Here is a 23,883-nt window from a genome sequence, read left to right as displayed (position 1 = left end):
ATCCTATGAGGTCAGTACTGCCACTGTTGGCAGTATCTTATCTAACGAATCATTACTGCCATGACTGCGTTCAACACTTTCCTCAACAAACTGCGGTTGCATGCCGATCAATTCCGGGTGAGCGCACCGATGGTCGGTCCGCTGTTCGACAACGACGCCGACGCGCGCCGGACCGACCACGACCTCGACGCCATCCGCACCCGGTTCGAACAGCACCCGGTGTGGCCGTCGTCAGGTGCGCTCGGGGAGCGTCGCTAGAAACGTCTCGACTGCCGCCCGGTACCGGTCCGGCGCGTCGTCGTGCACGAGGTGACCCGCACCCGGCACATGGACGTAGCCGGCGGCCGCACCGGCCAACTCCGCCATCCGGCTCATCTGCCCCGGCGGCGCCACCGAGTCACCGGCCTCGATGAGCAGTACCGGCGCACGGACCGACTGCCACTGCTGCCAGTAGTCCCGCAAGCCCCACTGCCCGGCGATCTCGAGCCAGCGGGCGGGCTGGCCGTGCAGCCGCCAGCCGGTCCCGGTGCGATCGAACGCCTCCAGAAAGTAGCGGCCCGCGATCGGTCCGAACTCGTCGTAAACCTGTTCGGCAGTGGAGTATTCGACCGGCAGCGCATGCACCCACGGCTCCCACGCGCCGGTCGTCCGGCCGACGAAGTCCGGTGCCATGTCCTCCACCACCAGCGCGCTCACCAGATCGGGCCGCTGCGCGGCCAGACACCAGGAGTGCAACCCGCCCATCGAATGCCCGATGAGGACCGCCGGACCGCCGACGGTGGCGACGGCATCGCCGAGGTCGGCGACGAACCGCTCGGTGCTGACGGGTGCGGGATCTTCGACGTCGCGGCCGCGGTGCCATGGCGCGTCGTAGGTGTAGACCGCACCGAATCGGGTGAGCCAGGGAACCTGCCGCGACCACGTGGTGCCGCGGCCCATCAGGCCGTGCACCAACACCAGCGGACGGCCGGTGCCGCCCCGATGCGTCAGTGATTCGGTGCTCACCGTTTCATCTTGCGCGGTCGTCCACCGCCCTCGGCGGGCGCGGTAGCCTTGCGCCATGTCCGTGGTGAAGATCAATGCAATCGAGATTCCACCGGGTGCCGGCCCCGAATTGGAGAAGCGGTTCGCCAACCGCGCCCACGCCGTCGACAACCAGCCCGGGTTCCTCGGGTTCCAATTGCTGCGACCGGTCAAGGGTGAGGACCGCTACTTCGTGGTGACCACCTGGGAGACCGAAGAGGCCTTCCAGGCATGGGCGAGCGGGCCGGCGATCCAGGCGCACGCCGGTGAACGCGCCAACCCGGTGGCCAAGGGCGCCCATCTGCTCGAGTTCGAGGTTGTGTTGGACGTTGCCGGGACCGGCGCCAAGGCCTAGCGCACGCCAGGTGCGCCGGACCGCGGTGGCTATCGCCACCGTGATCGCATCCGCCGCAGCCCTGGCAACGAGCTGCGCACCGGCACCCGCACCATCGGCCAACGCCGGCGCGGGTGTCCGAATCGACCTCAATACGCCCACCGCGGTGCGGGCCAAGCAGGTCATGGACATGCTGAACTCGGACTGGCCGATCGGTCCGGACAACGTCAAGACGCTCGCTACCCACGACATGGTGGACCCGGTCGCGCACAGCATGGACTCGCTGTGGTGGGACCGGCCCTTCACGCTCGCCGGGGCGGACATCGGCGCCAATGTCGCCACCCTGCACGTGCTGACGTCCTACGGCGCGCGTCAGGACATCGACATCCGCATCGGGGATGACACCTTCGTCAGCCGGTTCGTCGTCACCACCGAGAAACCCAAGATCGACTCCTGGCAGGACGTCGACACCGCGCTGAGCCGCACCGGCGCCCGCTACTCGTGGCAGGTGTCCAAGGTCAACGACAGCCGATGCGAGAAGGTGGCCGGCACCAACACAACTGAATCCCTGCCGCTCGCTTCGATTTTCAAGACCTATGTGCTGTACGCGGTGGAAAGTGCCATCACCGCAGGCACTTTGAACTGGGACGACAAACTCACCATCACCGCCGAGGGGAAGAAGCTCGGCACGTCGGGCTTCGACAAGCTCCCGCCGGGCTCACAGATCACCGTGCGCCAAGCGGCCGGCAAGATGATCTCCACGAGCGACAACATGGCCACCGATCTGCTGATCGGGCGCGTCGGCACCCACGCCATCGAAGAGGCTCTTGTCGCTGCCGGCCATCACGACCCGGCGAGCATGACACCGTTCCCCACCATGCGGGAACTGTTCGCGATCGGCTGGGGCAATCCAGATGTGCGGCAGGAGTGGAAGACCGCCGCCATGCCACAGGACCGGGCAAACCTGTTGCACGAAGCCGACTCCCGGCCGTACGACCCGGACCCGTATCGGACCCACGCGCCCGGCTCGGCCTACGGCGCCGAGTGGTACGGCAACGCCGAGGACATCTGCAGGGTGCACGCCGGCTTGCAGCGCAACGCCGTCGGGCGTGCGACCCAGGTCAAGGACGTCATGTCCGAAACCGCTGGCATCGATCTCGACACAGCCGAATGGCCCTACATCGCCGCCAAGGCGGGCAATCTACCCGGCGACATGACGTTCAGCTGGTACGCAGTCGACCGCACCGGCCAGGCGTGGGTGGTCAGCTTCCAATTCAATTGGCCCCGCTTCCACAGCCTCAACGCCGGCGGCTGGGCGATGACGATCATCAAGCAGGTCTTCGGGCTACTGCCCCGTTACCGCTGATCGCAGCGTCCACACCATCCCGCGATGGTGCAGCGCGGTGCAGCTGGCCGGTGCTATATCCATGCGCCAGAACGATTTCGGCGGCGCATCCAGCGCATTCAGGATTACCGCGCGGATCACAGCAGGATGGGTGATCGCCACGATGCGAGCCGGCGTCCGGCTGATATCGGCCAGCCAGCCGCGCACCCTGGCGATCAGCGCGACGATCGATTCACCGTCGTGCGGGCAGCTGTCGGGTTCGGTGAGCCAGCGTGCGAGCTGGCCGGGCTGCACCTCGTCAAGACCCGAACCGCGCCACTGACCGCAATCCAGGTCAGCCAACCGGGCATCGACGAGGGCCGACAAACCGAGCAGTTCGGCGGTCTCACGGGTCCGTGCCTCTGGCCCACACAGGGCCGTGTCGGCAGCACCGACATCGAGCTCGCAAAGCTGGCGCCGGCCAAGCGCATTCAGCGCTTCGTCGGCCGGAAATCGTCCGGCTGCCATGGCATCGGTCATGGCATGTGACACCAGGGTCAGCCGGACGACCTCACTCACGCAGCTCCCTCGCAAGCGTCGCTCACGCAGTGATGAGCTCCTGCTCCTTGCTATCGAGCAGCCGGGACAGCATGGCCGCACCGAACAGGCCGATCGTCGTCCAGACGATCACCTGAGTGCCAAGCGCATACAACCGGAACTCGTACAGGTCGACCGCGGGGAACCCCGGGAACACAATCGTCCCGGCGTCGTTGACCATCGGACCCGGCGTCTCGTTGATCGTCGGCAGGATGAGCATCACGATCGCGACCGCGACGATGTAGGCGCCGCCTGCCGCCAGAGTTGCATTCCAGGCACCCAACTTCGGTGTGAGCTGGAAGGCGAGGTAGACCGAGGCGACCATCAACAGGGCGGACAGCGCCACCATCAGCAGGTAGAGCAGAGCGCGCTGCTTGATGGTTTCGTCGAGGCTTGTCGCCGGCGGGTTGGGCGGATATTTGAGCGCGGGAACCACCCACAGTGCGATGAGCATCGCCCCTGCGGTCAGCACCGCCAGCTTGCGCGCCGACACGTTGCCGATCCGGCTGTAGGCCACGCAGAACACGACGGCGAACAACGCACCGAGCGCCACGCTGAAGAGCAGCACCCCGAGTCCCATACCGATGTTGGACTGCACCGCCCGGGTGAAGAGCTCGCCGCCCTCTTCGTGGGCATGTCCGTGACCGGACGCCGTCTCCATGGCCTCATGTGCCGCGGCGGTGCCGTCCTCGAAATCGATGGACCGCCCGACGATCGGTTCGATGAGGATCTTCGACCAGATGAATGCGAGCACGCCGGCAAGGGCGCCGGCCAGAATGCCGCGCCAGATTATTGATTTTTCCATTTTGGTTGCTGGATTCCTCTAATTAGTGGCAGGGGAAGCCGAGCAGATGGCGGGCGTCATGCACGAATTCGTGGATGTACATGTTGTCGCCGAACACCGAGGTAGCGCCTTGGTCGACGCCGATGAAGTACAGGACCAACAGCGCGAAGAACGCGGTCAGCGAGAGCCAGACGACGGCCTTGGCGGCCGACAGGTCGACAGCGCGAGACCGGCCCGACTGTGTGTGCGGAGTTGTCATTGGAGTCCTTTCAGGGAGCTGCGCGTCCCAAGATGAACATTGACGGGCTTCGGGTCTGACTATCAACAGTGGCGCGACCGTCCTGGAATTTCACCAGATTCCTCGACTCGTCCTTACATCGAGGATGGTATACCTGCGCGGGGTTAGGTTGCGCCGTAACCCAGCTGCTGCGCGGTGTACTTGGCGGCGTCGCTGATCGGGGCAGCCTGCACGGCCGTGCCGTAGGCGCAGATCTCGGTCCAGACATCGCCGAGTTCGGTGGTGTCGAAACGCATTCCGATGATCGCGTTGCCGCCGCGGTTGCGGGCCTCGTTCATCAACCGGTTCATCGCCTCGTTGCGACTTTCGGCGAGGTTCTTGGTCATGCCCTGCAGCTCGCCGCCGAACATGCTCTTGAAGCCGGCGCCCATTTGGGAGAAGGCATTGCGCGATCGCACGGTGAGGCCGAAGACCTCACCGCATACCCGCTGGATCTCCCAGCCCGGAAGGTCGTTGGTGGTAACCACAAGCATGAGCAGAGAGTAGCGGTCGCAGGCGCTCGAATCGGTGCAGTCGCGAAGTATTCACAGGCCGTCCGACATGGCCACACAAAAAGGCCCCCGACATTGTCGGGGGCCTTCTTGTTGCCTTGTTGCCTGGCTCTACTCGCTGGCGGTGCCAGCGCTGGCCAGGTCCGGCTCGACGGGCTCGGCACGCTTGGGTCCACCGACGAAGGTGAACTTCGCGTCCTCGCCGGCGCCTTCGCCGTCCCAGTTCTCCACGTCGACGGTGACCAGCTGACCGGCGCCGACCTCGTCGAAGAGGATCTTCTCGCTCAGGGCGTCCTCGAGCTCGCGCTGGATGGTCCGGCGCAACGGCCGGGCACCCAGCACCGGGTCGAAGCCGCGCTTGGCCAGCAGCGCCTTCGCCTGGTCGGTCAGCTCCATCTCCATGTCCTTGGTCTTGAGCTGCTTGGACACCCGGTTCACCATCAGGTCGACCATCTGGATGATCTCGTCGCGAGTCAACTGGTGGAAGACGATGATGTCGTCGATGCGGTTGAGGAACTCCGGGCGGAAGTGTTTCTTCAGCTCGTCGTTGACCTTCTGCTTCATCCGCTCGTAGTTGTTGTCACCACCACCCTGGGTGAACCCGAGCCCGACAGCCTTGGAGATGTCGGAGGTGCCCAGGTTGGAGGTGAAGATCAGCACGGTGTTCTTGAAGTCGACCGTGCGGCCCTGACCGTCGGTGAGACGGCCGTCCTCGAGGACCTGCAACAGGGTGTTGTAGATCTCCTGGTGGGCCTTCTCGATCTCGTCGAACAGCACGACCGAGAACGGCTTGCGCCGGACCTTTTCGGTGAGCTGGCCGCCCTCTTCGTAGCCGACATATCCGGGCGGAGCGCCGAACAACCGCGACGCGGTGAAGCGGTCGTGGAACTCGCCCATGTCGATCTGGATCAACGCGTCGTCGTCGCCGAACAAGAACTCCGCCAGCGCCTTGGACAGCTCGGTCTTACCGACACCGGACGGACCGGCGAAGATGAACGAGCCCGACGGCCGCTTGGGATCCTTCAGGCCGGCGCGGGTACGCCGGATGGCCTTGGAAACCGCCTTGACGGCGTCCTCCTGGCCGATGATCCGCTTGTGCAGCTCGTCTTCCATGCGCAGCAGCCGAGTGGTCTCCTCCTCGGTCAGCTTGAACACCGGGATACCGGTCCAGTTACCGAGGACCTCGGCGATCTGCTCGTCGTCGACCTCAGCCACGACATCGAGATCACCTGAGCGCCACTGCTTTTCACGCTCGGCACGCTGAGCGACCAGTTGCTTCTCCCGGTCCCGCAGGTTCGCAGCCTTCTCGAAGTCCTGCGCGTCGATCGCGGACTCCTTCTCCCGGCGCGCATCGGCGATCTTCTCGTCGAACTCGCGCAGGTCTGGCGGAGCCGTCATCCGGCGGATCCGCATCCGGGCACCGGCCTCGTCGATCAGATCGATCGCCTTGTCCGGCAGGAAGCGGTCGTTGATGTAGCGGTCGGCCAGGGTGGCCGCCGCGACCACCGCGGCATCGGTGATCGACACCCGGTGATGCGCCTCGTACCGGTCGCGCAGACCCTTGAGGATCTCGATGGTGTGCGCCACGGTCGGCTCACCCACCTGGACCGGCTGGAACCGGCGCTCCAGGGCGGCGTCCTTCTCGATGTACTTGCGGTACTCGTCGAGCGTGGTGGCACCGATCGTCTGCAGCTCACCACGGGCCAGCTTCGGCTTCAGGATCGAAGCCGCATCGATGGCGCCCTCGGCGGCACCCGCGCCGACGAGCGTGTGCAGCTCGTCGATGAACAGGATGATGTCGCCGCGGGTGTTGATCTCCTTGAGCACCTTCTTGAGGCGCTCCTCGAAATCACCGCGGTAACGGCTGCCGGCCACCAGCGACCCGAGGTCGAGGGTGTAGAGCTGCTTGTCCTTGAGCGTCTCGGGAACCTCGCCGTGCACGATCGCCTGGGCCAGGCCCTCGACCACGGCGGTCTTGCCGACGCCGGGCTCGCCGATCAGCACGGGGTTGTTCTTGGTGCGCCGGCTCAGCACCTGCATCACCCGCTCGATTTCCTTCTCACGGCCGATGACCGGGTCGAGCTTGCCCTCCATGGCGGCCGCGGTCAGGTTGCGGCCGAACTGGTCGAGCACGAGCGACGTGGACGGGTTGCCGGACTCGCCGCCGCGTCCGCCGGTGCCGGCTTCCGCGGTCTCTTTGCCCTGATAGCCGGACAGCAACTGGATGACCTGCTGACGCACCCGCGTCAGTTCGGCGCCGAGCTTCACCAGCACCTGGGCGGCCACACCTTCGCCCTCACGGATCAGGCCGAGCAGAATGTGCTCGGTGCCGATGTAGTTGTGGCCGAGCTGCAGCGCTTCGCGCAGGCTCAGCTCCAGCACCTTCTTGGCGCGCGGGGTGAAGGGGATGTGCCCGGACGGCGCCTGCTGGCCCTGTCCGATGATCTCCTCGACCTGGCTGCGGACACCCTCAAGTGAGATGCCCAGCGACTCCAGTGACTTGGCGGCTACGCCTTCACCCTCATGAATAAGGCCTAACAGGATGTGCTCGGTGCCGATGTAGTTGTGGTTGAGCATCCGGGCTTCTTCTTGAGCCAGGACGACGACCCTGCGGGCGCGGTCGGTAAATCTCTCGAACATCGTCGGTTACCTGCTCTCCATCACGATTAGGTACAGCGGTAGGCACCACGTACCTGTCGTCCACTCTAATGGGAGGCCGCGGGAGGCGTCCTCCCTTGCCCACCCATACCGCGTCCCTAACGGTGCGGACCTAGCACACCAACGCGGAAGGGCAAAGAAACGTTTCCGATAATCACCGGCAGCCGCTTCGCCGCAAGCGAACGGGGCTGACGCGTGCGTTCGCGGCGGGTGGCCGAGGGGTCAGATGGGCCGAGAGGCCCGGTATAGCTACGTTGCGGCGTGGAACGCGTCGATGATGTCGGCCGGGATGCGTCCGCGCGTCGACACCTTATGACCGTTGCGGCGTGCCCAATCGCGGATCGCGGCGCTCTGCTCCCGGTCGATCGAGGCCCGTCCACGGCCGGCCGGACCCGAGCGGCCACGGCGACGGCCACCTACGCGGCGGCTGGCTTCGACCCACTGCTTGAGATCGTTACGGAGTTTCTGAGCGTTCTTTGACGAAAGATCGATCTCATAGCTCACACCGTCGAGCGCGAATTCGACGGTTTCATCCGCGGCGCCCGCACCGTCGAAATCGTCGACGAGAGTGACGGTAACTTTCTTGGCCATTGCCTCACTGAATCCTTATGCCTGCGCCATACAACCGATAGTTGGGCGTCTTCTTCACTGTGCCACCAATCTGCCACATTGGCGAACGGCATTCAACAAGGATTGGATCGGTGCACTTCAGCCATGTCGGCGAACAATCGGGAACAAAACCGTTTCCCGAATTGACAAGCCGGTGAGAACCATCAACAGACGATCGATGCCCATTCCGGTTCCGGTGGTCGGCGGCATCGCATACTCCATCGCCGCCAGGAAATCCTCGTCGAGTGCCATGGCCTCGTCGTCCCCGGCGGCCGCGGCTTTGGCCTGGGCCTCGAAACGTTCGCGCTGCACGATCGGGTCGACCAGCTCGGAGTAGCCCGTCGCCAACTCCATTCCGCGCGCGTAAAGATCCCACTTCTCGGTCACGCCGGGAATACTGCGGTGCTGCCGGGTCAGCGGTGTGGTCTCGACCGGGAAATCCTTGACGAATGTCGGAGACCACAATGTGTCGCCGACCGTGTGCTCCCACAGTTCTTCGACGAGCTTGCCGTGTCCGTAGCCGCGATCCCGCGGGATCTCGACGTCCAGCCGGTCGGCAATAGCGAGGAGATATTCGAGTGATGTGTCCGGGGTGATCTCTTCACCGAGCGCTTCAGACAACGATGGGTACATTTGAATCGACGGCCATTCACCGTCGACGTCATAGATTGTCCCATCCGGCAATGGCACTTGCCGGCTGCCGATCGCCTCGTCCGCGACTTCTTGAACAATTTCGCGGGTGACGATCGCCGAATCGTCATACGTTCCCCAAGCCTGATAAGTCTCGAGCATCGAGAATTCCGGCGAATGTGTGGAATCCGCACCTTCGTTTCGGAAGTTTCGATTCAGCTCGAAAACCTTCTCCAGACCACCGACCACGCACCGCTTGAGGAACAGCTCCGGGGCGATCCTCAGATACAGGTCCGCGTCCAGGGCATTGGAGTGGGTGACGAAGGGCCGGGCGGCCGCACCACCGGCCAGCGTCTGCAGCATCGGCGTCTCGACCTCGAGGAAGTCGCGGCGCTCCAGCGCGTTGCGGACAGCACGGACGACGGCGACGCGCTGCCGGGCCACCGCGCGGGCCTGCGGACGGACGATCAGGTCGACATAGCGCTGCCGGACCCGGGATTCCTCGCTCATCTCCTTATGGGCGACGGGCAGCGGACGCAATGCCTTGCTGGCCATCAACCAGGAATCGGCCAGCACCGACAGCTCGCCGCGGCGTGAACTGATGACTTCGCCGTGCACGAACACGATGTCACCGAGGTCGACCTCGGCCTTCCAGGCTTCCAGCGCATCCTCGCCCACGCCGGCGAGGCTGATCATCGCCTGCAGCTGGGTGCCGTCACCTTCCTGAAGCGTGGCAAAACACAGCTTGCCCGAGTTGCGGGCAAACACCACCCGGCCGGTGACGCCGACGAGATTGCCGGTGGTGGTGTCGGCGGCCAGGTCAGGGTAGGCCGCGCGGATCTCGGCCAGCGAGTGCGTGCGCGGCACTGAAACCGGATACGGGTCTTTTCCCTCGGCCAGTAGGGCCTCGCGTTTGCCCTGGCGGATCCGGAACTGCTCGGGGACGTCGGAGCCCGTGTGGTCGGTATCCGGAGTATCTGCAGAGCTCACGACGTGCCAGCTTAAATGAGGTCATGGGGTCCCTCATAAACGCGGCCGCGGTCGCCGCCCTTGGCGATGACCGGGTGGACTGGCGATACAAGGGTTTGCCCGCCGCATGGGCCGGCCAGACGGCGGCGGAAATCTGCGCGGGTACGCCCGACTTGTTCGACGCCGGGCCGCCGGGACCGGTGTGCGTGCTGTCCGCCGAGGCACTGAGCCATAACCTGGCCACGATGGCCGGCTGGTGTGCCCGGCACGGTGTCGAGCTGGCACCGCACGGCAAGACGCACATGTCGCCGCAGCTGCTGGCCCGGCAGTTCGATGCCGGCGCGTGCGCGGTGACGGCCGCGACGATCAGCCAGGTGCGGACCTTCCGGGCGTTCGGGGTACGCGAGGTGGTGCTGGCCAATGAACTCGTCGACGCCGCGGGGCTGGCCTGGCTGGCCGCCGAACTGGACCGTCATCCCGATTTCCGGCTGATCTGCTGGGTGGACTCGGTTCGCGGGGTGACGCTGATGACCGAGGCGCTGCGCGCCGCCGGCGCCAGCCGCCCGGTCGACGTCTGCGTCGAGCTCGGCGCGGTGGGCACGCGTACCGGCTGCCGCGACGACCCGACCACCGACGCGGTGGCCGCCGCCGCGGTCGCCAGCCCACGCCTTCGGCTGATCGGGGTGGCGGGCTACGAAGCCGCACTGGGCCATGATGTGTCGGCCACCGGAGTCGAGCGCGTGCGGGACTACCTGACGTGGGTGCGTTCCGTCGCAGTGCGGCTGGCGCCGTTATGCGAGGGGCCCGACGTCATCGTGACTGCCGGCGGCAGTACGCATTTCGACCTGGTGGCGCAGACTTTCGCCGGCGATTGGCGCACGATTCTGCGCAGCGGTGCGTACCTGACCAATGACGATGGGCTGTACCTGCGGACCTCGCCGCTGACCAGGCCGGGTGCGCAACCCGGCGGGTTCGTCGCGGCAATACATGTGTGGGCGCAGGTATGCTCGCGGCCCGAGCCGGGGCTGGCGCTGCTGACGATGGGCCGCCGCGACGTGTCGTTCGATCAGGATCTACCTGTGCCGCAACGGCTTCGGCGCGACTCCGGCTGGGTGGACGATGCCTTGGCGGGGTGTGAGGTCGTCAAGCTCAACGACCAGCACGCGTTCCTGCGGTTGTCGCCGGTCGCCGAAGGGATGGTTGAGGTCGGCAGCTGGATCGCGTTTGGGGTGTCGCACCCGTGCACGGTGTTCGACAAGTGGCAGCTGATTCCGGTGCTCGACAGTCGAGGCCGGGTGACAGAGTTGGTGCGCACGTTTTTCTAGCGATTTCGGCGCGAAAACCGCCGCTGAGCGAACGAAAGCGCGCCGAAATCGCTAGAAGTCAGCGAGGGCGGCCGCGCTGGTTGTCTCGGTTGCGTTCGTAGACCATCCGCAGCCCGTCGAGGGTGAGGTGCTTGTCGTAGTGCTGCACGGTATGCAGATCGGGCAGCATCAGCGGCGCGGTGTGACCGGTGGCGACCACGGCGACATCGGAGCCGGCGAAGCCGTCGACGTCCTGGCGGATCCGGTTGACCAATCCGTCCACCAGGCCGGCGAATCCGAACAGCGCACCGGACTGCATGCACTCCACGGTGTTCTTGCCGATCACCGATCGCGGTCTGGTGAGCTCCACCCGGCGCAATGCCGCCGAGCGCGCTGCCGCCGCGTCCGAGGACACCTGGACGCCGGGAGCGATTGCCCCGCCGAGGAATTCACCTTTGGCCGAGACCACGTCGACACAGATCGACGAGCCGAAGTCCACCACGATGGCGGCGGAGGAGAACTTGGCGTAGGCCGCCAGGCAGTTCACGATCCGGTCGGCGCCGACCTCTTTGGGATTGTCGACGAGCAGCGGGATCCCCGTGCGCACTCCTGGTTCGATGAGCACGTGCGGCACGGCGGGCCAGTACTGGTCGAGCATGAGCCGGACCTCGTACATGACCGAGGGGACGGTGGACAGCCCGGTGGCGCCGGTGAGGCGCTCGGAGTCGTCGCCGATCAGTCCCTCGATGGTGAGCGCCAGCTCGTCGGCGGTCACTTCCGGTTCGGTGCGAATCCGCCACTGCTGCGTCACTTTTGCATGATCACCGGAACCGGAGACCAACCCGACGACGGTGTGGGTATTGCGGACGTCGATGGCCAGCAGCACGGTTATCCCACCGTTCGTGGCGACAGCAGGCCGGTGACGTCGTCGGGCACGAATGCCGGGTCGTCACCGAGGTCGATCTGCTGATTATCTGCGTCGACGAACACCACCCGTGGCCGGTAGGTCCGCGCCTCGGCGTCGTCCATCGTGCCATAGGCGATCAGGATGACCAGATCGCCCGGGTGGACCAGATGTGCTGCCGCACCGTTGATCCCGATCACGCCAGTGCCGCGCTGTCCGGTGATCACGTAGGTCTCCAGCCGCGCGCCGTTGTCGATGTCGACGATCGTCACCTGCTCACCCTCGAGCAGGTCGGCGGCGTCCATCAGGTCAGCGTCCACGGTCACCGATCCGACGTAGTGCAGATCCGCGTGCGTGACCGTGGCGCGGTGGATCTTGGACTTCAGCATCGTCCGGAACATCAATTTCTCCAGGTAATTTCGTTGTGTTGACCATTGCCGGCACCGGGCGGAGCGGTGTCGGTCGCCAAGTCAACGGCGATGTTGTCCAGCAGCCGGGTGGCACCGAGGCGGGCGGCGACCAGCAGGCGACCCGGCCCGTAAGCGGGTGCCGGCTCCAGTTGCGGCCCACGCACTTCCAGGTAATCGAGTTCGAAGGCGGGGACCTCGTCGAGGACCGCGCGGGCGGCATCCAGCGCCGCCTCGGCCCCGCCGCCTGCGGCATACATACCGGCCAGCAGCGCCGCCGACAACGCACTGGCCTGTTCGCGCTCGTCGGCAGTGAGGTAGCGGTTGCGCGACGACATCGCCAGACCGTCCGACTCCCGCACGATGGGCACTCCGACGACACGGACGTCCACGTTGAGGTCGTCGACCATCTGCCGGATCAAGGCCAGCTGCTGATAATCCTTTTCACCGAAGTAGGCGCGGTCCGGCCGCACAATCTGCAGCAGCTTCAGCACGACGGTCAACATCCCAGCGAAATGCCCTGGCCGCGAAGAACCTTCGAGTTGGGCGCCCAACGGCCCTGGGTGCACCGTGGTGCGCGGGCCATCGGGATACATCGCCGACACGTTCGGTGTGAACGCCACCTCGACACCTTCGGCACGCAACAGCTCGAGGTCGGAGTCCAGAGTGCGCGGGTAGGCGTCGAGGTCCTCGCTGGGCCCAAACTGCAAGGGGTTGACGAAGATCGACACCACGACCACCGCGCCGGGCACCCGCTTGGCGGAACGCACCAGCGTCAGGTGGCCGTCGTGCAGCGCACCCATGGTCGGCACCAGCATCACCCGTCGCCCGGTGTGGCGCAGCGCGCGGGTGACCTCGGATACCGCCTTGGGCGACGGGTACACGTTGAGCTGCCCGGCGGTGAACTGCGGACCCGCGCTCACCCTCGCCGTCCTTGTCCTGACCATTCGGCCAACACCTCAACAACCTCCTTGGGGGCGTGCGCACGCTGTGCGGTGCGTAGCGAGTTGGCGCAATATGCTTGCGCCAGTTCAGAATTAACCTGATCAAGGGCGGCGAGATGGCCGGCGACAGCGGGGGCGTCACCGCGCGCCACCGGTCCGGTCAATGCCGCCTGGCCGCGCTGCAGAGTGTTCTCCAGCGCCGCACGGGCCAACGGACCGACGATCCGTTCCGCCAGGCCGCCGGGGGCGTTGACGACGAGTTCCTGTCCGAGTAGTTCCTGGCCGGACAGTGAAGCACGCAGCGCATCGAGTGCGTCGGCGACCACCGTGACGATGTGGTTGCTGGCGTGGGCCAAGGCCGCGTGGTACAGCGTTCGGGCATCTTCGCGGACTCCGAACGGCTCGCCGCCGATCTCCAGCACCAGCGCCTGGGCGATGGCATAGCCGATCTCGTCGGCCGCGGTGACGCCGAAGCAGCTGTCGGCCAGCCGGGCGATGTCCTCGTCGGTGCCGGTGAACGTCATCGCCGGGTGGATGGCCAGCGGGACGCAGCCCTGCTCGGCCAGCGGGGCCAGGATCGCGACCCCGTTGGCGCCCGAAGTGTGCACGACGATGGTTCCGCGGCGCACGGCCCCGGTTGCGGCCAGGCCATTGATCAGCCCGGGCAATTCGGAGTCCGGCACCGTCAACAGCAATAGCTCGGCCCGGTCGACGACATCGTGGACCGCCAGGATCTCGGTGTCGGGAAGCCGTCGCTCAGCGAGCCCACGCGACGTCGCCGAGATCGCGCTGCACGCGACCACCACGTGCTCGGCGCGTTCCAGCGCCACGCCGAGTGCGGTGCCGACACGACCGGCCGAGACAATGCCAACCTTGAGCCGGGCCGGGCGTAAGCCGCTGGGGGTCCCCACGTAGACGACCTCGCTGACGTCAATGAGTGTGTTCGTTCCGGTCCTGTGTCGGGTACCGGACGGTCTTCACAACTCTAACCTGGCGGATCTGCCCGCCTAACTAGTCCTCGCGCCGACGCCGCCGGCCGCCACCCTCGAGGGTGCCGTTGGCCTGCAGCCGGGCCAGCAGGTCGGCAACCGACTGGCCGCCGGTCTGCGAGCCATCGCGGGTCCTGGCCCGTGGCTCCTCCTCGGCCGCACCCCGGTGCCGGGCGGGTGGCTCCGGTGGTGCCTCCGCGGCTGGCTGGCCGTACTCGGGGCGGCTGACCGAATGGCGAGACAGCGGTGCGACTGGCTCGGGCTCGGGCTGTGGTTCGGGGGCCGGTGCGACTTCCTCGGGCGGGGTCCAGTGCCTGCCGCGCGATGAGTCGTCGGGCCCGTCGGCCGTGGCTGCGGACGGGACGACGATGCCGCTATCGGCGTTCGCCACCCAATTGCTGCCCGGCGCCCCGGGCGGCAGCCATTGCCCTTCCGCATTGATCGGTCGCCAGTCCGGCGCCTCGCGGTTGGCGGGCTTGTCCCCGGCTAGGGCCGCAGCCGCGGCCGCGACGTCGGATTGGGGTTCCGGACTTGGCGGCGGGGGCGGCGCGAACGGTCGTTCGGCAGGCGACTCACCGTTTTCCGATGGCCTGCGATGCGATCCGCCGAGCACAGGCTCCGGCTCGGGATCAGCCCGGCGACGGCGCGGCGGGGGCGCCGGCGCGGCATAGGTATGGGGCGGGACCAGCGGTTCCTCGGGAACGTCGATGATCGGGTTCTCGGCGGTGACGGGCCGGCTGCCGGTGTCCTCGGGGCGCACCGGGGTGATCCGGCTGCTCTCGACACGGCCGGGCACCGCCGGGATGGTCGTCGTGTCGCGGGTCCAGTCCCCGCCGCGATCGCCCTCGAGCGCGGGCCGGTCGCCGAGGTCGGCGTCGAACAGGATCTCCAGATTGGCCCGCAGCGCGGCCAACTCCGAGCGCAGGGCGGCCACCTCGTCGGCGGCCTGCGCGCGCAGCTCGGAGGCCAGCTCGCGACGCAGATGCGACTCGACACCCAGCTCGTATTCGCGCCGAGCCGAGATCTCGCGGTCAAGCTGCAGGTCGTAGACCAGTTTCAGGTCCCGCGCCCGGGCCGCGTCGATATCGCTTTGCCTGCGGTAGATGACCGAGACAAATGCCGCGATCACGGCTGCCCACAGCGACAGAATGACCGCCAGCTTGAGCAGCTCGGCGCGGTTGGTGAAGACCAACGCGGAACTGGCCGCAATGGCTAGGACTAGCAACACCGTCAAGAGCAGCCAACCCGGCCTGCGGCCGCCGCGCCGATTCCTGGCGCCGCGGGACAGAACGGTCATGGGGTGACTGTACCCGCGAGATGTCCGTCCGCGTGTCGTCGAGCTGCGGCGATTCGCCGTTTCACGCCTACTCGGGGGCGCGATCGGGGTCGTCGGTCGGGTCGCCGGGCGACTTGCAGCAGTGCTGCAGCCACATCGCCGCGACCACCAGGGCCAGGGCACTCAAGGCGGCCACCGCAGCGCCCGGGATGAAGCTGGCGGCCACCTGTTCGGCACGCCGGAACAGCAGGTAGACGAGCACGCCACCCCACCAGCCCAGCATCAGTGCCCCGAGCCACGCCGAGGCCTTGGCGATCACCACGCTGCGCGCCACGGTCAACGGGTGCAGCCGGCCGCCGCCGACACCGATCTGCCCGTCACCGATCTTGGCCCGCACCGACACCGCCCAGCCGGCCTCGATCACGGCAAAGGCCAGCAGCGACAGCCCGGTCCACAACGTGATGGGCGGGAAGTAGTGGTACAGGATCCGCATCAGCAGCCAGGTCAGGATCGCGACGCCGATGACCGCGGCAGTCAGGTCGCGCTTACGTGTCGGCCCCATCAGGCGTCGGTCTCCGAGGACTCCGGGTCGTTTCGGTCGCGGTGCCCCAACCCCAGCACCAGCCCGGTCAGGCGGACCCCGTCCCGGTCGACCGGCTCGAGCTCGGTCAGCAGCCGGTCGACGCGCTGCGGTTCACCACCCACGGTGAGTTCGGCATCCGGGTCGACGGCCAGCCACGGCACCAGCACGAACGCGCGCAGGTGAGCCAGCGGGTGCGGCAACGTCAAGCCCTCGTCGCGGGAGAACACCTCGGTGGCGCCGGCCGGAGAAGTGTCGTGACAGGACACGAGATCGACATCGAGGGTGCGCGGACCCCACTTCTGTTCGCGGACACGTTCGTTGGCGTCTTCGAGCGCCTGCGCGCGCCGCAACCATTCGTGTTCGTCGGCGCCGGGGTCATCGGCGACCACGATCGCGTTGAGGAACGCGCCCTGCTCGACACCGCCCCAGGCGTCGGTCTCGTAGACCGGCGAGAGCGCGCGCACCGAGACGCCGAGTCCGTCGACGGCGGCCTGCAGCCGCGCCATCCGGTCGCCGAGATTGGAGCCGATGGACAGCACCACCCGCGTCATATTTCACCTCCGAGCGGCACAATCTGCCCCCGCCCCCGACGACGGGAACGACGCGCGACGACCGCAACATCTTTGAACACCAACGGGATTGGCGCTTCAGGTTTGTGCACAACCACCTCGACCGCTTGCACCCGCTTGTCGGTCATCACGTCCTCGGCAATCTCGGCGGCGACCGTCTCGATCAGGTCGCGCGCCGGCCCGCCGACGACGGCAGCGGCCCGCTGCGCGAGCGTGCCGTAGTCGTAGGTGTCGGCGAGGTCGTCGCTGGCGGCGGCGGCGGCCAGGTCGATCCACACGGTGATGTCGATGACGAAATCCTGCCCGTCCCGACGTTCGTGGTCGAACACGCCGTGATTGCCGCGCACCGTGAGGCCGCGCAGTTCGATGCGATCAGTCATCGGTGTCCTCCCACGCCCGTAGCACTTTCAGCGCGTCCACACTGGCCCGCACGTCGTGTACCCGAACACCCCATACGCCGGCCTGCCCGGCCAGCGCCGAGATGACCGCGGTGGCGGTCTCGCGCCCGTCCGGCGGCCGAAGGGCTCCGTCGTCGTCGGCGAGCAGGGTGCCGAGGAACCGCTTCCGGCTCGCCCCGACGAGCACCGGAATACCGGTGGCGACAAACTCGGGCAATGCGTGCAGCAGGGCCCAATTGTGTTGCGCGGTCTTGGCAAAACCCAATCCCGGATCAATGATCAGGTTCTCGGGCTCGACCCCGGCGGCGACGGCTGCCTCGATACCGGCGAGCAGTTCGTCGCGTACCTCGGCAACCACATCGCCGTAGGCCGGGATCTCGTGGGGATGCTCGGTGCGCACCGATCGCCAGTGCATCAGCACCCACGGCACCTTGGCCTCGGCCACCAGCGGGGCCATTGCGGGATCGGCCTTGCCGCCGGAGACGTCGTTGACGATGCTCGCGCCGCTGTCGAGGGCGGCGGCCGCGACCGCCGCGTGCATGGTGTCGATGCTGACGGTGATGCCTTGGGCAGCAAGCTCTTTGATGACGGGGACGACACGGGCGGCTTCCACCGCGGCGTCGATGCGCACCGCTCCTGGTCGGGTGGACTCACCGCCGACGTCGACGATCACGGCGCCCTGGGCGGCCAAAGCCAGCCCCTGCTCGACGGCACGAGCCGGATCGAGATAGCGTCCGCCGTCGGAGAAAGAGTCGTCGGTGACGTTGACAACTCCCATCACCAGCGTGCGCGGCCCGTGTGTTTGCGTCATTTACGCAGGATGAGATCCAGCGCCTCGGAACGGGATGCCTTGTCCGTCTTGAACTGTCCGCGGACCGCCGACGTCGTGGTGATGGCCCCCGGCTTGCGCACCCCGCGCATCGCCATGCACAGATGCTCGGCTTCGATGACGACGATGACCCCGCGCGGCTTGAGCTTGCGCATGATCGCGTCGGCGATCTGCCCGGTCAGCCGCTCTTGCACCTGCGGGCGCTTGGCGTACAGGTCGACCACCCTGGCCAGCTTCGACAGCCCGGTGATGCGTCCGTCCTCGCCGGGGATGTAGCCGACGTGCGCCATTCCGTGGAATGCCACCAGGTGGTGTTCGCAGGTCGAGTACATCGGGATCTGCTTGACCAGCACCAGCTCGTCGTGCTGCTCGTCAAACGTGGTCTCCAGCACCGCATCTGGGTCGGTGTAGAGGCCGGCGAACATCTCCTGGAACGCGCGAGCGACACGCGCCGGGGTGTCCACCAGACCGTTGCGGTCGGGATCCTCCCCGACCGCCAGCAGCAGTTCGCGAACGGCCGCCTCGGCCCGCGGCTGATCGAACACCGGGGCGTCAAACGTGACCGAATTCGGCTGCGGCATTGAAGCTCCGTTCGTCATTTAACCGTTGTCCGGTGCCTTCGACCGGCCACCGTCGTCACCCGGATCTTGTTGCGGCCCAGTATTGGGACCGGCGTGGCGCGGTGCGGGCTGCGGCTGCTGATAGGGCGGATACGGCTGGCCCTGTGGCGGACCCGGCGGTGCCCACCCCTGCGGCGGCGGGGGCGGGTACCAGTAGCCGCCCTGCGGCGGCGGTCCCCCTGGCGGCCAGCCGGGGGCGTGCCAGCCGGCCGGTGCCCCGTAGTCGGGCTGAGTCGAGCCGGGTTGGCCGGGCGGCGGGGTGCCGTTCGCACCGTTGCCGTTGCCGTTTCCGCTCCCGGCCTGCTGAGCCTGCGCCGCGGCGCTGGCCTGGGCGATGGCCTTCTTGAAGGCCGGCTCCGGCATCGGCCTGGGCCACGGCTCACCGCGTTCGATGGCCAGCTCGCCGGGTGTCTTGATCGGCGGCTTGTCGGACGGGATGCGTCCGCCGAAGTCGTCGAACACCGGCAGGCGCTTGCGCTTCTTCACGTCGGCGAAGATCGCGTTCAGCTCGGCCCGGTGCAGCGTCTCCTTCTCCAGGAGCTCCCCGGCCAGGACGTCGAGCACGTCGCGGTACTCGGTGAGGATGTCCCACGCTTCGGTGTGGGCGGCCTCGATGAGCTTGCGGACCTCGTCGTCGATGTCGCGGGCGACTTCGTGCGAGTAGTCGGACTGGGTGCCCATCGTGCGGCCAAGGAACGGATCGCCGTGCTCGGTGCCGTACTTGACGGCGCCGAGCTTGGAGCTCATGCCGTACTCGGTGACCATTGCGCGGGCGATCTTGGTGGCCTGATCGATGTCGGACACCGCCCCGGTGGTCGGCTCGCGGAACACCAGTTCCTCGGCGGCGCGGCCGCCCATGGCGAACACCAGCCGGGCGATCATCTCCGAGCGGGTCATCAGACCCTTGTCGTCCTCGGGCACTGACACGGCATGGCCGCCGGTACGTCCGCGGGCCAGGATCGTCACCTTGTAGATCGGCTCGATGTCGGGCATCGCCCAGGCCGCGAGGGTGTGGCCACCCTCGTGGTAGGCGGTGATCTTCTTCTCCAGCTCGCTGATCACGCGGCCCTTGCGGCGCGGGCCGCCGATCACCCGGTCGACGGCCTCTTCCAGCGCGAGGGCGGTGATGATCGTGCCGTTCTCGCGGGCGGTGAGCAGCGCGGCCTCGTTGATGACGTTGGCCAGGTCGGCGCCTGACATACCGACGGTGCGCTTCGCCAGGCCGTCCAGGTCGGCGTCGGGGGCCATCGGCTTGCCCGCCGAGTGCACCCGCAGGACGGCCTTGCGGCCGGCCAGGTCCGGGCTGGACACCGGGATCTGGCGGTCGAACCGGCCGGGGCGCAGCAGCGCGGGGTCGAGGATGTCGGGCCGGTTGGTGGCCGCGATCAGGATGACGCCCTGCCGCTCGCCGAAGCCGTCCATCTCGACGAGCAGCTGGTTGAGGGTCTGCTCGCGCTCGTCGTGGCCGCCGCCCATGCCGGCGCCGCGCTGGCGACCGACGGCGTCGATCTCGTCGACGAAGATGATGCACGGGCTGTTCTGCTTGGCCTGCTCGAACATGTCGCGCACCCGGGAGGCGCCGACGCCGACGAACATCTCGACGAAGTCCGAACCAGAAATCGTGAAGAACGGAACCCCGGCCTCACCGGCGACCGCGCGGGCCAGCAGCGTCTTACCGGTGCCCGGCGGACCGTAGAGCAGAACGCCCTTGGGGATCTTGGCGCCCAGCGCCTGATACCGCGACGGGTTCTGCAGGAAGTCCTTGATCTCGTACAGCTCTTCGACCGCCTCGTCGACGCCGGCGACGTCGGCGAAGGTGGTCTTGGGCATGTCCTTGCCGAGCTGCTTGGCCTTGGACTTGCCGAACCCGAAGCCCATCCGGCCGCCGGTCTGCATCCGCGAGAACAGCACGAACAAGCCGACCAGCAGCAGCAGCGGCAGCATGTAGACCAGTAGTGAGCCCAGGATGCTGCCCTGGTTGACGGTGGTATTGGTCTTGATGTTCTTCGCGCTCAGTGCGTTGAACAGGTCGACGGCGTACCCGGTCGGGTATTTGGTGATGATCTTGGTCGAGTTTTCGGTGTCGCTATTGCCGTTCTTCAGCTCGAGGCGCAGCTGCTGTTCCCGGTCGTCGATCTGCGCGCTCTTGACGTTGTCGCTGCTGATCTGCCCCGTCGCCACCGACGTGTCGACGGATTTGAAACCCCGGGTGTCGTCACTGAAATAGAAGAACGACCAGCCGAGCAGCAACACGACGGCGATTACCGTAAGTGTGCGGATCACGTTTTTGCGGTTCATCAAGCATCGGCCTAAGCGGCCCGGTCCTTCCGATATGCGCAGCTGGGATAGTTCAGGCTACCGCTAGACCAACGTGGGCAAGTGGCCCCAGGGTTCCGGCCGCCGATAGTCGGTGTTCGCTGTGCGGCGAATCGGGCCTTCCGGGCGGCCAGCGGCTGTGCTTGGCTGGCACGGTGCTCGCTCCAACCGAACGGTTAGTTGACGGCGACGGAGTTCGGCTGCGGGTCATTGAAGCCGGTGATCGCGGTGCCCCCGTGGTGATCCTGGCGCACGGCTTCCCCGAACTGGCCTACTCCTGGCGGCATCAGATCCCGGTGCTGGCCCAGGCCGGCTACCACGTGCTTGCTCCCGACCAGCGCGGCTACGGCGGATCGTCGGCACCCGAGCAGGTCGAGGCCTACGACATCCACGCCCTCACCGGCGATCTGGTCGGACTCCTCGATCACGTCGGCGCGAAGCAGGCCGTGTTCATCGGCCACGACTGGGGCGCCATGGTGGTCTGGTACACCGCGCTCCTGCACGCCGACAGGGTCCGAGCTGCCGCGGGTCTGTCTGTCCCGCCGATTCCGCGGGCCCGTACCCGCCCCACGCAGCGATGGCGGGAGAAGTTCGGCGACGACTTCTACATGCTGCGCTTCCAGGAGCCGGGCAAGGCCGATGCCGAGATGGCCGCCGATGTGGCCGCCACCATGCGCGGGTCGTTCGACAACCTGACCGGACCGGACGCGCCACCGGGCTGGCTCAGCGAGGACGAATTCGATCACTATGTGACCGAGTTCAGCCGAACGGGATTCACCGGAGCGCTGAATTGGTACCGGAACTACGACCGCAACTGGGCGTCCACGCCGCAGCTGTCCGACGCGCGCATCCTGGTGCCCGCGCTGTTCGTCGGCGGTACCGCGGACCCGATCGGGCCGACGATGAACCCGGCACGCGCCCACGAGGTGGTCGCCGGCCCGTACACCGAGAGGTGGATCGAGGGCGCCGGGCACTGGCTGCAGCAGGAGCGTCCCGACGACGTGAACCGGATCCTGCTGGAATTCCTACGCGAAGTGGAGTCGTCATGACGGACCGGCCGCTGAACTTCGGAGTGTTCCTCACACCGTTTCATCCCGTCGGCCAATCCCCCACCGTCGCACTGGAATACGACCTCGAGCGGACCGTCGCGCTGGATCGTCTCGGTTTCGACGAGGCGTGGTTCGGCGAGCACCATTCGGGCGGCTACGAGCTGATCGCCTGCCCGGAGGTGTTCATCGCCGCGGCCGCCGAACGCACCAAGCACATCCGGCTGGGCACCGGCGTGGTGTCGCTGCCCTACCACCACCCGCTGATGGTGGCCGACCGTTGGGTGCTGCTCGACCACCTGACCCGCGGCCGGGTGATGTTCGGCACCGGTCCCGGCGCGCTGCCGTCGGACGCCTACATGATGGGCATCGACCCGGTGGAGCAGCGGCGGATGATGCAGGAGTCGCTGGATGCCATCCTGGCGCTGTTCCGCGCCGGACCCGACGAGCGTGTGGACCGGCACTCGGATTGGTTCACCCTGCGCGACGCGGCGCTGCACATCCGCCCCTACACCTGGCCGTACCCCGAAATATCAACGGCAGCAATGGTTTCCCCATCCGGACCGCGACTGGCCGGCCAGCTGGGAACCTCACTGCTGTCGTTGTCGATGTCGGTGCCGGGCGGTTTCGCGGCACTGGAGGACGCCTGGGGAATCGTGGTGGACCAGGCCGCCAAGGTCGGCCGGCCGGAGCCCGACCGCGCCACCTGGCGGGTGCTGGGCATCATGCATTTGGCCGACAGCCGCGATCAGGCCATCGACGACTGCACCTACGGCCTGCAGGATTTCGCGAACTACTTCGGTGCCGCCGGGTTCGTCCCGCTGTCCAACGAAGTTGAAGACGCCGAACAAGCCCCTCGGCAGTTCGTCGCCGACTACGCCGCCGGTGGCGGCTGTTGCATCGGCACCCCCGACGACGCGATCGCCTACATCAGCGATCTACTGGAACGTTCCGGTGGCTTCGGCACCTTTTTGATGCTCGGCCATGACTGGGCCGACCCGCAGGCCACCTACCACTCCTATGAGCTGTTCGCCCGAAAAGTCATGCCGCACTTCAAGGGACAGCTACACGCCCCGGACGCGTCGCATACGTGGGCCCAGAACAAGCGCAACGACCTGTTCGGCCGCGCCGGCGAGGCGATCATGAAGGCCATCGGCGATCACGTGGGCGAGCAGTCCTAGAACTCGGTGCGCTCTCCAGGGGTCAGCCAGCGGATGTCGGGATCCGAGAGAATCTGGCGCGCAGCGGTTTCCGGGTCCCGGAAGTGGGTCCAGCCCGCGTAGTGCACCGGCACGGCGACCCGCGGCCGCAGCAGGCGGATCAACTCGGCGCCGTCGCGCGCGGTCATCGTGAAACGCACCGGCCCGGTAAAGCCGAACCGAACCCCGCCCAGGTGCAGCAGGGCGACGTCGACCGAAATCCGCTGGGCGACCTCACGCAGGCCTTCGTAGAGCACGCTGTCCCCCGACATCCACAGCGCGGCGGTGTCCTCGCCGTGGCGGTGCAGCGCAAAACCGTTGACCTTGCCCGCGATCGGCCGGCTGAACTTCGGGCCGTGCCGGGCTGGCGTAGCGGTGACGGTCAGCGGTGCGCGGCCGGGCGCTTCCACGGTCGTCGACTCCCAGTCCGCCAGGCCGCGGGCCGCCAGCGGAGCCAGCCGACGCGCCGCAGGCACCGTGGTGATGACGGTGCCCGCCCGCCCGAGCAGTGCGCGGCCGGCGTCGTCGAGATTGTCGGCGTGCTGGTCGTGGCTGAGCAGCACCACATCGACCGGCGCCACGACCTCGGGCTGCTGAGCCGGACCGGCGACCTTGACCGACGACGTGCCCCAGCCGAATGTGTAGCGCCGGCCCGGCGCGTCGAACGTCGGGTCGGTCAGAATCCGCCACCCGTCGATTTCGATCAGGGTGGTGGGCCCGCCGAGGTGGGTGAGCGCAATGTTCTGCATGTCAAAAATCTAGTGCTGCACGCTACGGTGGCA

General features: G+C 67.1%; 26 protein-coding genes. 6 read left to right on the top strand and 20 right to left on the bottom strand.

Features of this window, described 5'->3' with window-relative positions; all coding sequences use genetic code 11:
* Positions 1 to 60 precede the first annotated feature (60 nt).
* Positions 61 to 258 carry a hypothetical protein gene (locus SLQ31_RS03490; protein WP_319429687.1) on the top strand — a complete coding sequence of 66 codons (198 nt, stop codon included), beginning with the start codon at positions 61 to 63 and terminating at the stop codon, positions 256 to 258.
* Here SLQ31_RS03490 and SLQ31_RS03485 read toward each other — a convergent pair.
* Positions 232 to 1,062, bottom strand: coding sequence for an alpha/beta fold hydrolase (locus SLQ31_RS03485; RefSeq protein ID WP_413641504.1), 831 nt, complete (start codon positions 1,060 to 1,062; stop codon positions 232 to 234). The two genes, SLQ31_RS03490 and SLQ31_RS03485, sit on opposite strands and share 27 nt — an antisense overlap.
* On the opposite strand from SLQ31_RS03485, the gene mhuD reads away from it, so the two are divergent.
* Entirely contained in the window at positions 1,061 to 1,378 is a 318-nt protein-coding gene (mhuD, locus tag SLQ31_RS03480; RefSeq protein WP_319429683.1) for a mycobilin-forming heme oxygenase MhuD, read from the top strand. The genes SLQ31_RS03485 and mhuD overlap by 2 nt on opposite strands.
* Positions 1,353 to 2,723 carry a serine hydrolase gene (locus SLQ31_RS03475; RefSeq protein WP_413641503.1) on the top strand — a complete coding sequence of 457 codons (1,371 nt, stop codon included), beginning with the start codon at positions 1,353 to 1,355 and terminating at the stop codon, positions 2,721 to 2,723. The genes mhuD and SLQ31_RS03475 overlap by 26 nt, the downstream gene beginning before the upstream one ends.
* Here the strand turns inward: SLQ31_RS03475 and SLQ31_RS03470 are convergent.
* The 7 genes from SLQ31_RS03470 to lysS all read right to left on the bottom strand — a co-directional run bounded on the left by SLQ31_RS03470 (position 2,703) and on the right by lysS (position 9,738).
* On the bottom strand, positions 2,703 to 3,260 hold the full coding sequence (locus SLQ31_RS03470) for a histidine phosphatase family protein (RefSeq protein WP_319429679.1): 558 nt from the start codon (positions 3,258 to 3,260) through the stop codon (positions 2,703 to 2,705). The genes SLQ31_RS03475 and SLQ31_RS03470 overlap by 21 nt on opposite strands.
* A 22-nt stretch (positions 3,261 to 3,282) precedes the next feature.
* The gene (locus SLQ31_RS03465; protein ID WP_319429678.1) at positions 3,283 to 4,083 is read right to left on the bottom strand and encodes a CbtA family protein; all 801 of its coding nucleotides are present in this window, start codon (positions 4,081 to 4,083) and stop codon (positions 3,283 to 3,285) included.
* Positions 4,084 to 4,105: 22 nt separating this feature from the next.
* A complete protein-coding gene (locus SLQ31_RS03460) occupies positions 4,106 to 4,321 on the bottom strand; it encodes a CbtB domain-containing protein (protein WP_319429676.1) in 216 nt (71 codons plus the stop codon).
* 143 nt (positions 4,322 to 4,464) lie between these two features.
* Entirely contained in the window at positions 4,465 to 4,833 is a 369-nt protein-coding gene (locus SLQ31_RS03455) for a YbjQ family protein (RefSeq protein WP_319429674.1), read from the bottom strand.
* A gap of 129 nt (positions 4,834 to 4,962) precedes the next feature.
* The gene (gene clpC1, locus SLQ31_RS03450) at positions 4,963 to 7,491 is read right to left on the bottom strand and encodes an ATP-dependent protease ATP-binding subunit ClpC (RefSeq protein ID WP_319429672.1); all 2,529 of its coding nucleotides are present in this window, start codon (positions 7,489 to 7,491) and stop codon (positions 4,963 to 4,965) included.
* A gap of 267 nt (positions 7,492 to 7,758) precedes the next feature.
* Positions 7,759 to 8,100, bottom strand: coding sequence for a histone-like nucleoid-structuring protein Lsr2 (lsr2, locus tag SLQ31_RS03445; protein WP_108052435.1), 342 nt, complete (start codon positions 8,098 to 8,100; stop codon positions 7,759 to 7,761).
* Positions 8,101 to 8,217: 117 nt separating this feature from the next.
* On the bottom strand, positions 8,218 to 9,738 hold the full coding sequence (lysS, locus tag SLQ31_RS03440; RefSeq protein ID WP_319429669.1) for a lysine--tRNA ligase: 1,521 nt from the start codon (positions 9,736 to 9,738) through the stop codon (positions 8,218 to 8,220).
* 23 nt (positions 9,739 to 9,761) lie between these two features.
* On the opposite strand from lysS, the gene SLQ31_RS03435 reads away from it, so the two are divergent.
* On the top strand, positions 9,762 to 11,042 hold the full coding sequence (locus SLQ31_RS03435) for an alanine racemase (RefSeq protein WP_319429668.1): 1,281 nt from the start codon (positions 9,762 to 9,764) through the stop codon (positions 11,040 to 11,042).
* 58 nt (positions 11,043 to 11,100) lie between these two features.
* On the opposite strand, the gene SLQ31_RS03430 is transcribed toward SLQ31_RS03435, so the two are convergent.
* The 11 genes from SLQ31_RS03430 to ftsH form a co-directional block, all read right to left on the bottom strand.
* The gene (locus SLQ31_RS03430) at positions 11,101 to 11,907 is read right to left on the bottom strand and encodes a type III pantothenate kinase (protein WP_319429667.1); all 807 of its coding nucleotides are present in this window, start codon (positions 11,905 to 11,907) and stop codon (positions 11,101 to 11,103) included.
* Positions 11,908 to 11,909: 2 nt separating this feature from the next.
* Positions 11,910 to 12,326 carry an aspartate 1-decarboxylase gene (gene panD, locus SLQ31_RS03425; RefSeq protein ID WP_319429666.1) on the bottom strand — a complete coding sequence of 139 codons (417 nt, stop codon included), beginning with the start codon at positions 12,324 to 12,326 and terminating at the stop codon, positions 11,910 to 11,912.
* Positions 12,326 to 13,279, bottom strand: a complete 954-nt coding sequence (gene panC / locus SLQ31_RS03420) for a pantoate--beta-alanine ligase (RefSeq protein ID WP_319429665.1) — start codon at positions 13,277 to 13,279, stop codon at positions 12,326 to 12,328. The genes panD and panC overlap by 1 nt, the downstream gene beginning before the upstream one ends.
* Positions 13,252 to 14,187 (bottom strand): Rossmann-like and DUF2520 domain-containing protein, encoded by a 936-nt coding sequence (locus SLQ31_RS03415; protein WP_319429664.1) that lies wholly within the window; start codon positions 14,185 to 14,187, stop codon positions 13,252 to 13,254. The genes panC and SLQ31_RS03415 overlap by 28 nt, the downstream gene beginning before the upstream one ends.
* Positions 14,188 to 14,287: 100 nt before the next feature.
* Positions 14,288 to 15,562 (bottom strand): DUF6779 domain-containing protein, encoded by a 1,275-nt coding sequence (locus tag SLQ31_RS03410; protein WP_319429663.1) that lies wholly within the window; start codon positions 15,560 to 15,562, stop codon positions 14,288 to 14,290.
* A gap of 67 nt (positions 15,563 to 15,629) precedes the next feature.
* Complete coding sequence (locus SLQ31_RS03405; protein WP_319429662.1) at positions 15,630 to 16,103, bottom strand: DUF3180 domain-containing protein; 474 nt, start codon at positions 16,101 to 16,103, stop codon at positions 15,630 to 15,632.
* Positions 16,103 to 16,675, bottom strand: a complete 573-nt coding sequence (folK, locus tag SLQ31_RS03400) for a 2-amino-4-hydroxy-6-hydroxymethyldihydropteridine diphosphokinase (RefSeq protein ID WP_319429661.1) — start codon at positions 16,673 to 16,675, stop codon at positions 16,103 to 16,105. The genes SLQ31_RS03405 and folK overlap by 1 nt, the downstream gene beginning before the upstream one ends.
* Positions 16,672 to 17,073, bottom strand: a complete 402-nt coding sequence (gene folB, locus SLQ31_RS03395; RefSeq protein ID WP_319429660.1) for a dihydroneopterin aldolase — start codon at positions 17,071 to 17,073, stop codon at positions 16,672 to 16,674. The genes folK and folB overlap by 4 nt, the downstream gene beginning before the upstream one ends.
* On the bottom strand, positions 17,066 to 17,902 hold the full coding sequence (gene folP, locus SLQ31_RS03390; protein ID WP_319429658.1) for a dihydropteroate synthase: 837 nt from the start codon (positions 17,900 to 17,902) through the stop codon (positions 17,066 to 17,068). The genes folB and folP overlap by 8 nt, the downstream gene beginning before the upstream one ends.
* Positions 17,899 to 18,501 carry a GTP cyclohydrolase I FolE gene (gene folE, locus SLQ31_RS03385; protein ID WP_319429656.1) on the bottom strand — a complete coding sequence of 201 codons (603 nt, stop codon included), beginning with the start codon at positions 18,499 to 18,501 and terminating at the stop codon, positions 17,899 to 17,901. The genes folP and folE overlap by 4 nt, the downstream gene beginning before the upstream one ends.
* Before the next feature lie 18 nt (positions 18,502 to 18,519).
* Complete coding sequence (gene ftsH / locus SLQ31_RS03380) at positions 18,520 to 20,838, bottom strand: ATP-dependent zinc metalloprotease FtsH (protein WP_319429654.1); 2,319 nt, start codon at positions 20,836 to 20,838, stop codon at positions 18,520 to 18,522.
* A 173-nt stretch (positions 20,839 to 21,011) separates the two neighbouring features.
* Here ftsH and SLQ31_RS03375 point away from each other — a divergent pair, with 173 nt between their 5' ends.
* Both SLQ31_RS03375 and SLQ31_RS03370 read left to right on the top strand, forming a co-directional pair.
* The gene (locus tag SLQ31_RS03375) at positions 21,012 to 21,905 is read left to right on the top strand and encodes an alpha/beta hydrolase (protein WP_319429652.1); all 894 of its coding nucleotides are present in this window, start codon (positions 21,012 to 21,014) and stop codon (positions 21,903 to 21,905) included.
* A complete protein-coding gene (locus SLQ31_RS03370; RefSeq protein WP_319429650.1) occupies positions 21,902 to 23,083 on the top strand; it encodes an LLM class flavin-dependent oxidoreductase in 1,182 nt (393 codons plus the stop codon). The genes SLQ31_RS03375 and SLQ31_RS03370 overlap by 4 nt, the downstream gene beginning before the upstream one ends.
* Here SLQ31_RS03370 and SLQ31_RS03365 read toward each other — a convergent pair.
* On the bottom strand, positions 23,080 to 23,850 hold the full coding sequence (locus SLQ31_RS03365) for an MBL fold metallo-hydrolase (RefSeq protein WP_319429648.1): 771 nt from the start codon (positions 23,848 to 23,850) through the stop codon (positions 23,080 to 23,082). The two genes, SLQ31_RS03370 and SLQ31_RS03365, sit on opposite strands and share 4 nt — an antisense overlap.
* Between the last annotated feature and the right edge of the window lie 33 nt (positions 23,851 to 23,883).

The sequence above is a fragment of the Mycobacterium sp. RTGN5 genome (assembly GCF_033804465.1).
Classification (GTDB): Bacteria; Actinomycetota; Actinomycetes; order Mycobacteriales; family Mycobacteriaceae; genus Mycobacterium.
Note: the sequence above shows the minus strand (reverse complement) of the source record. Positions and strands in the feature narration are given on the sequence as shown.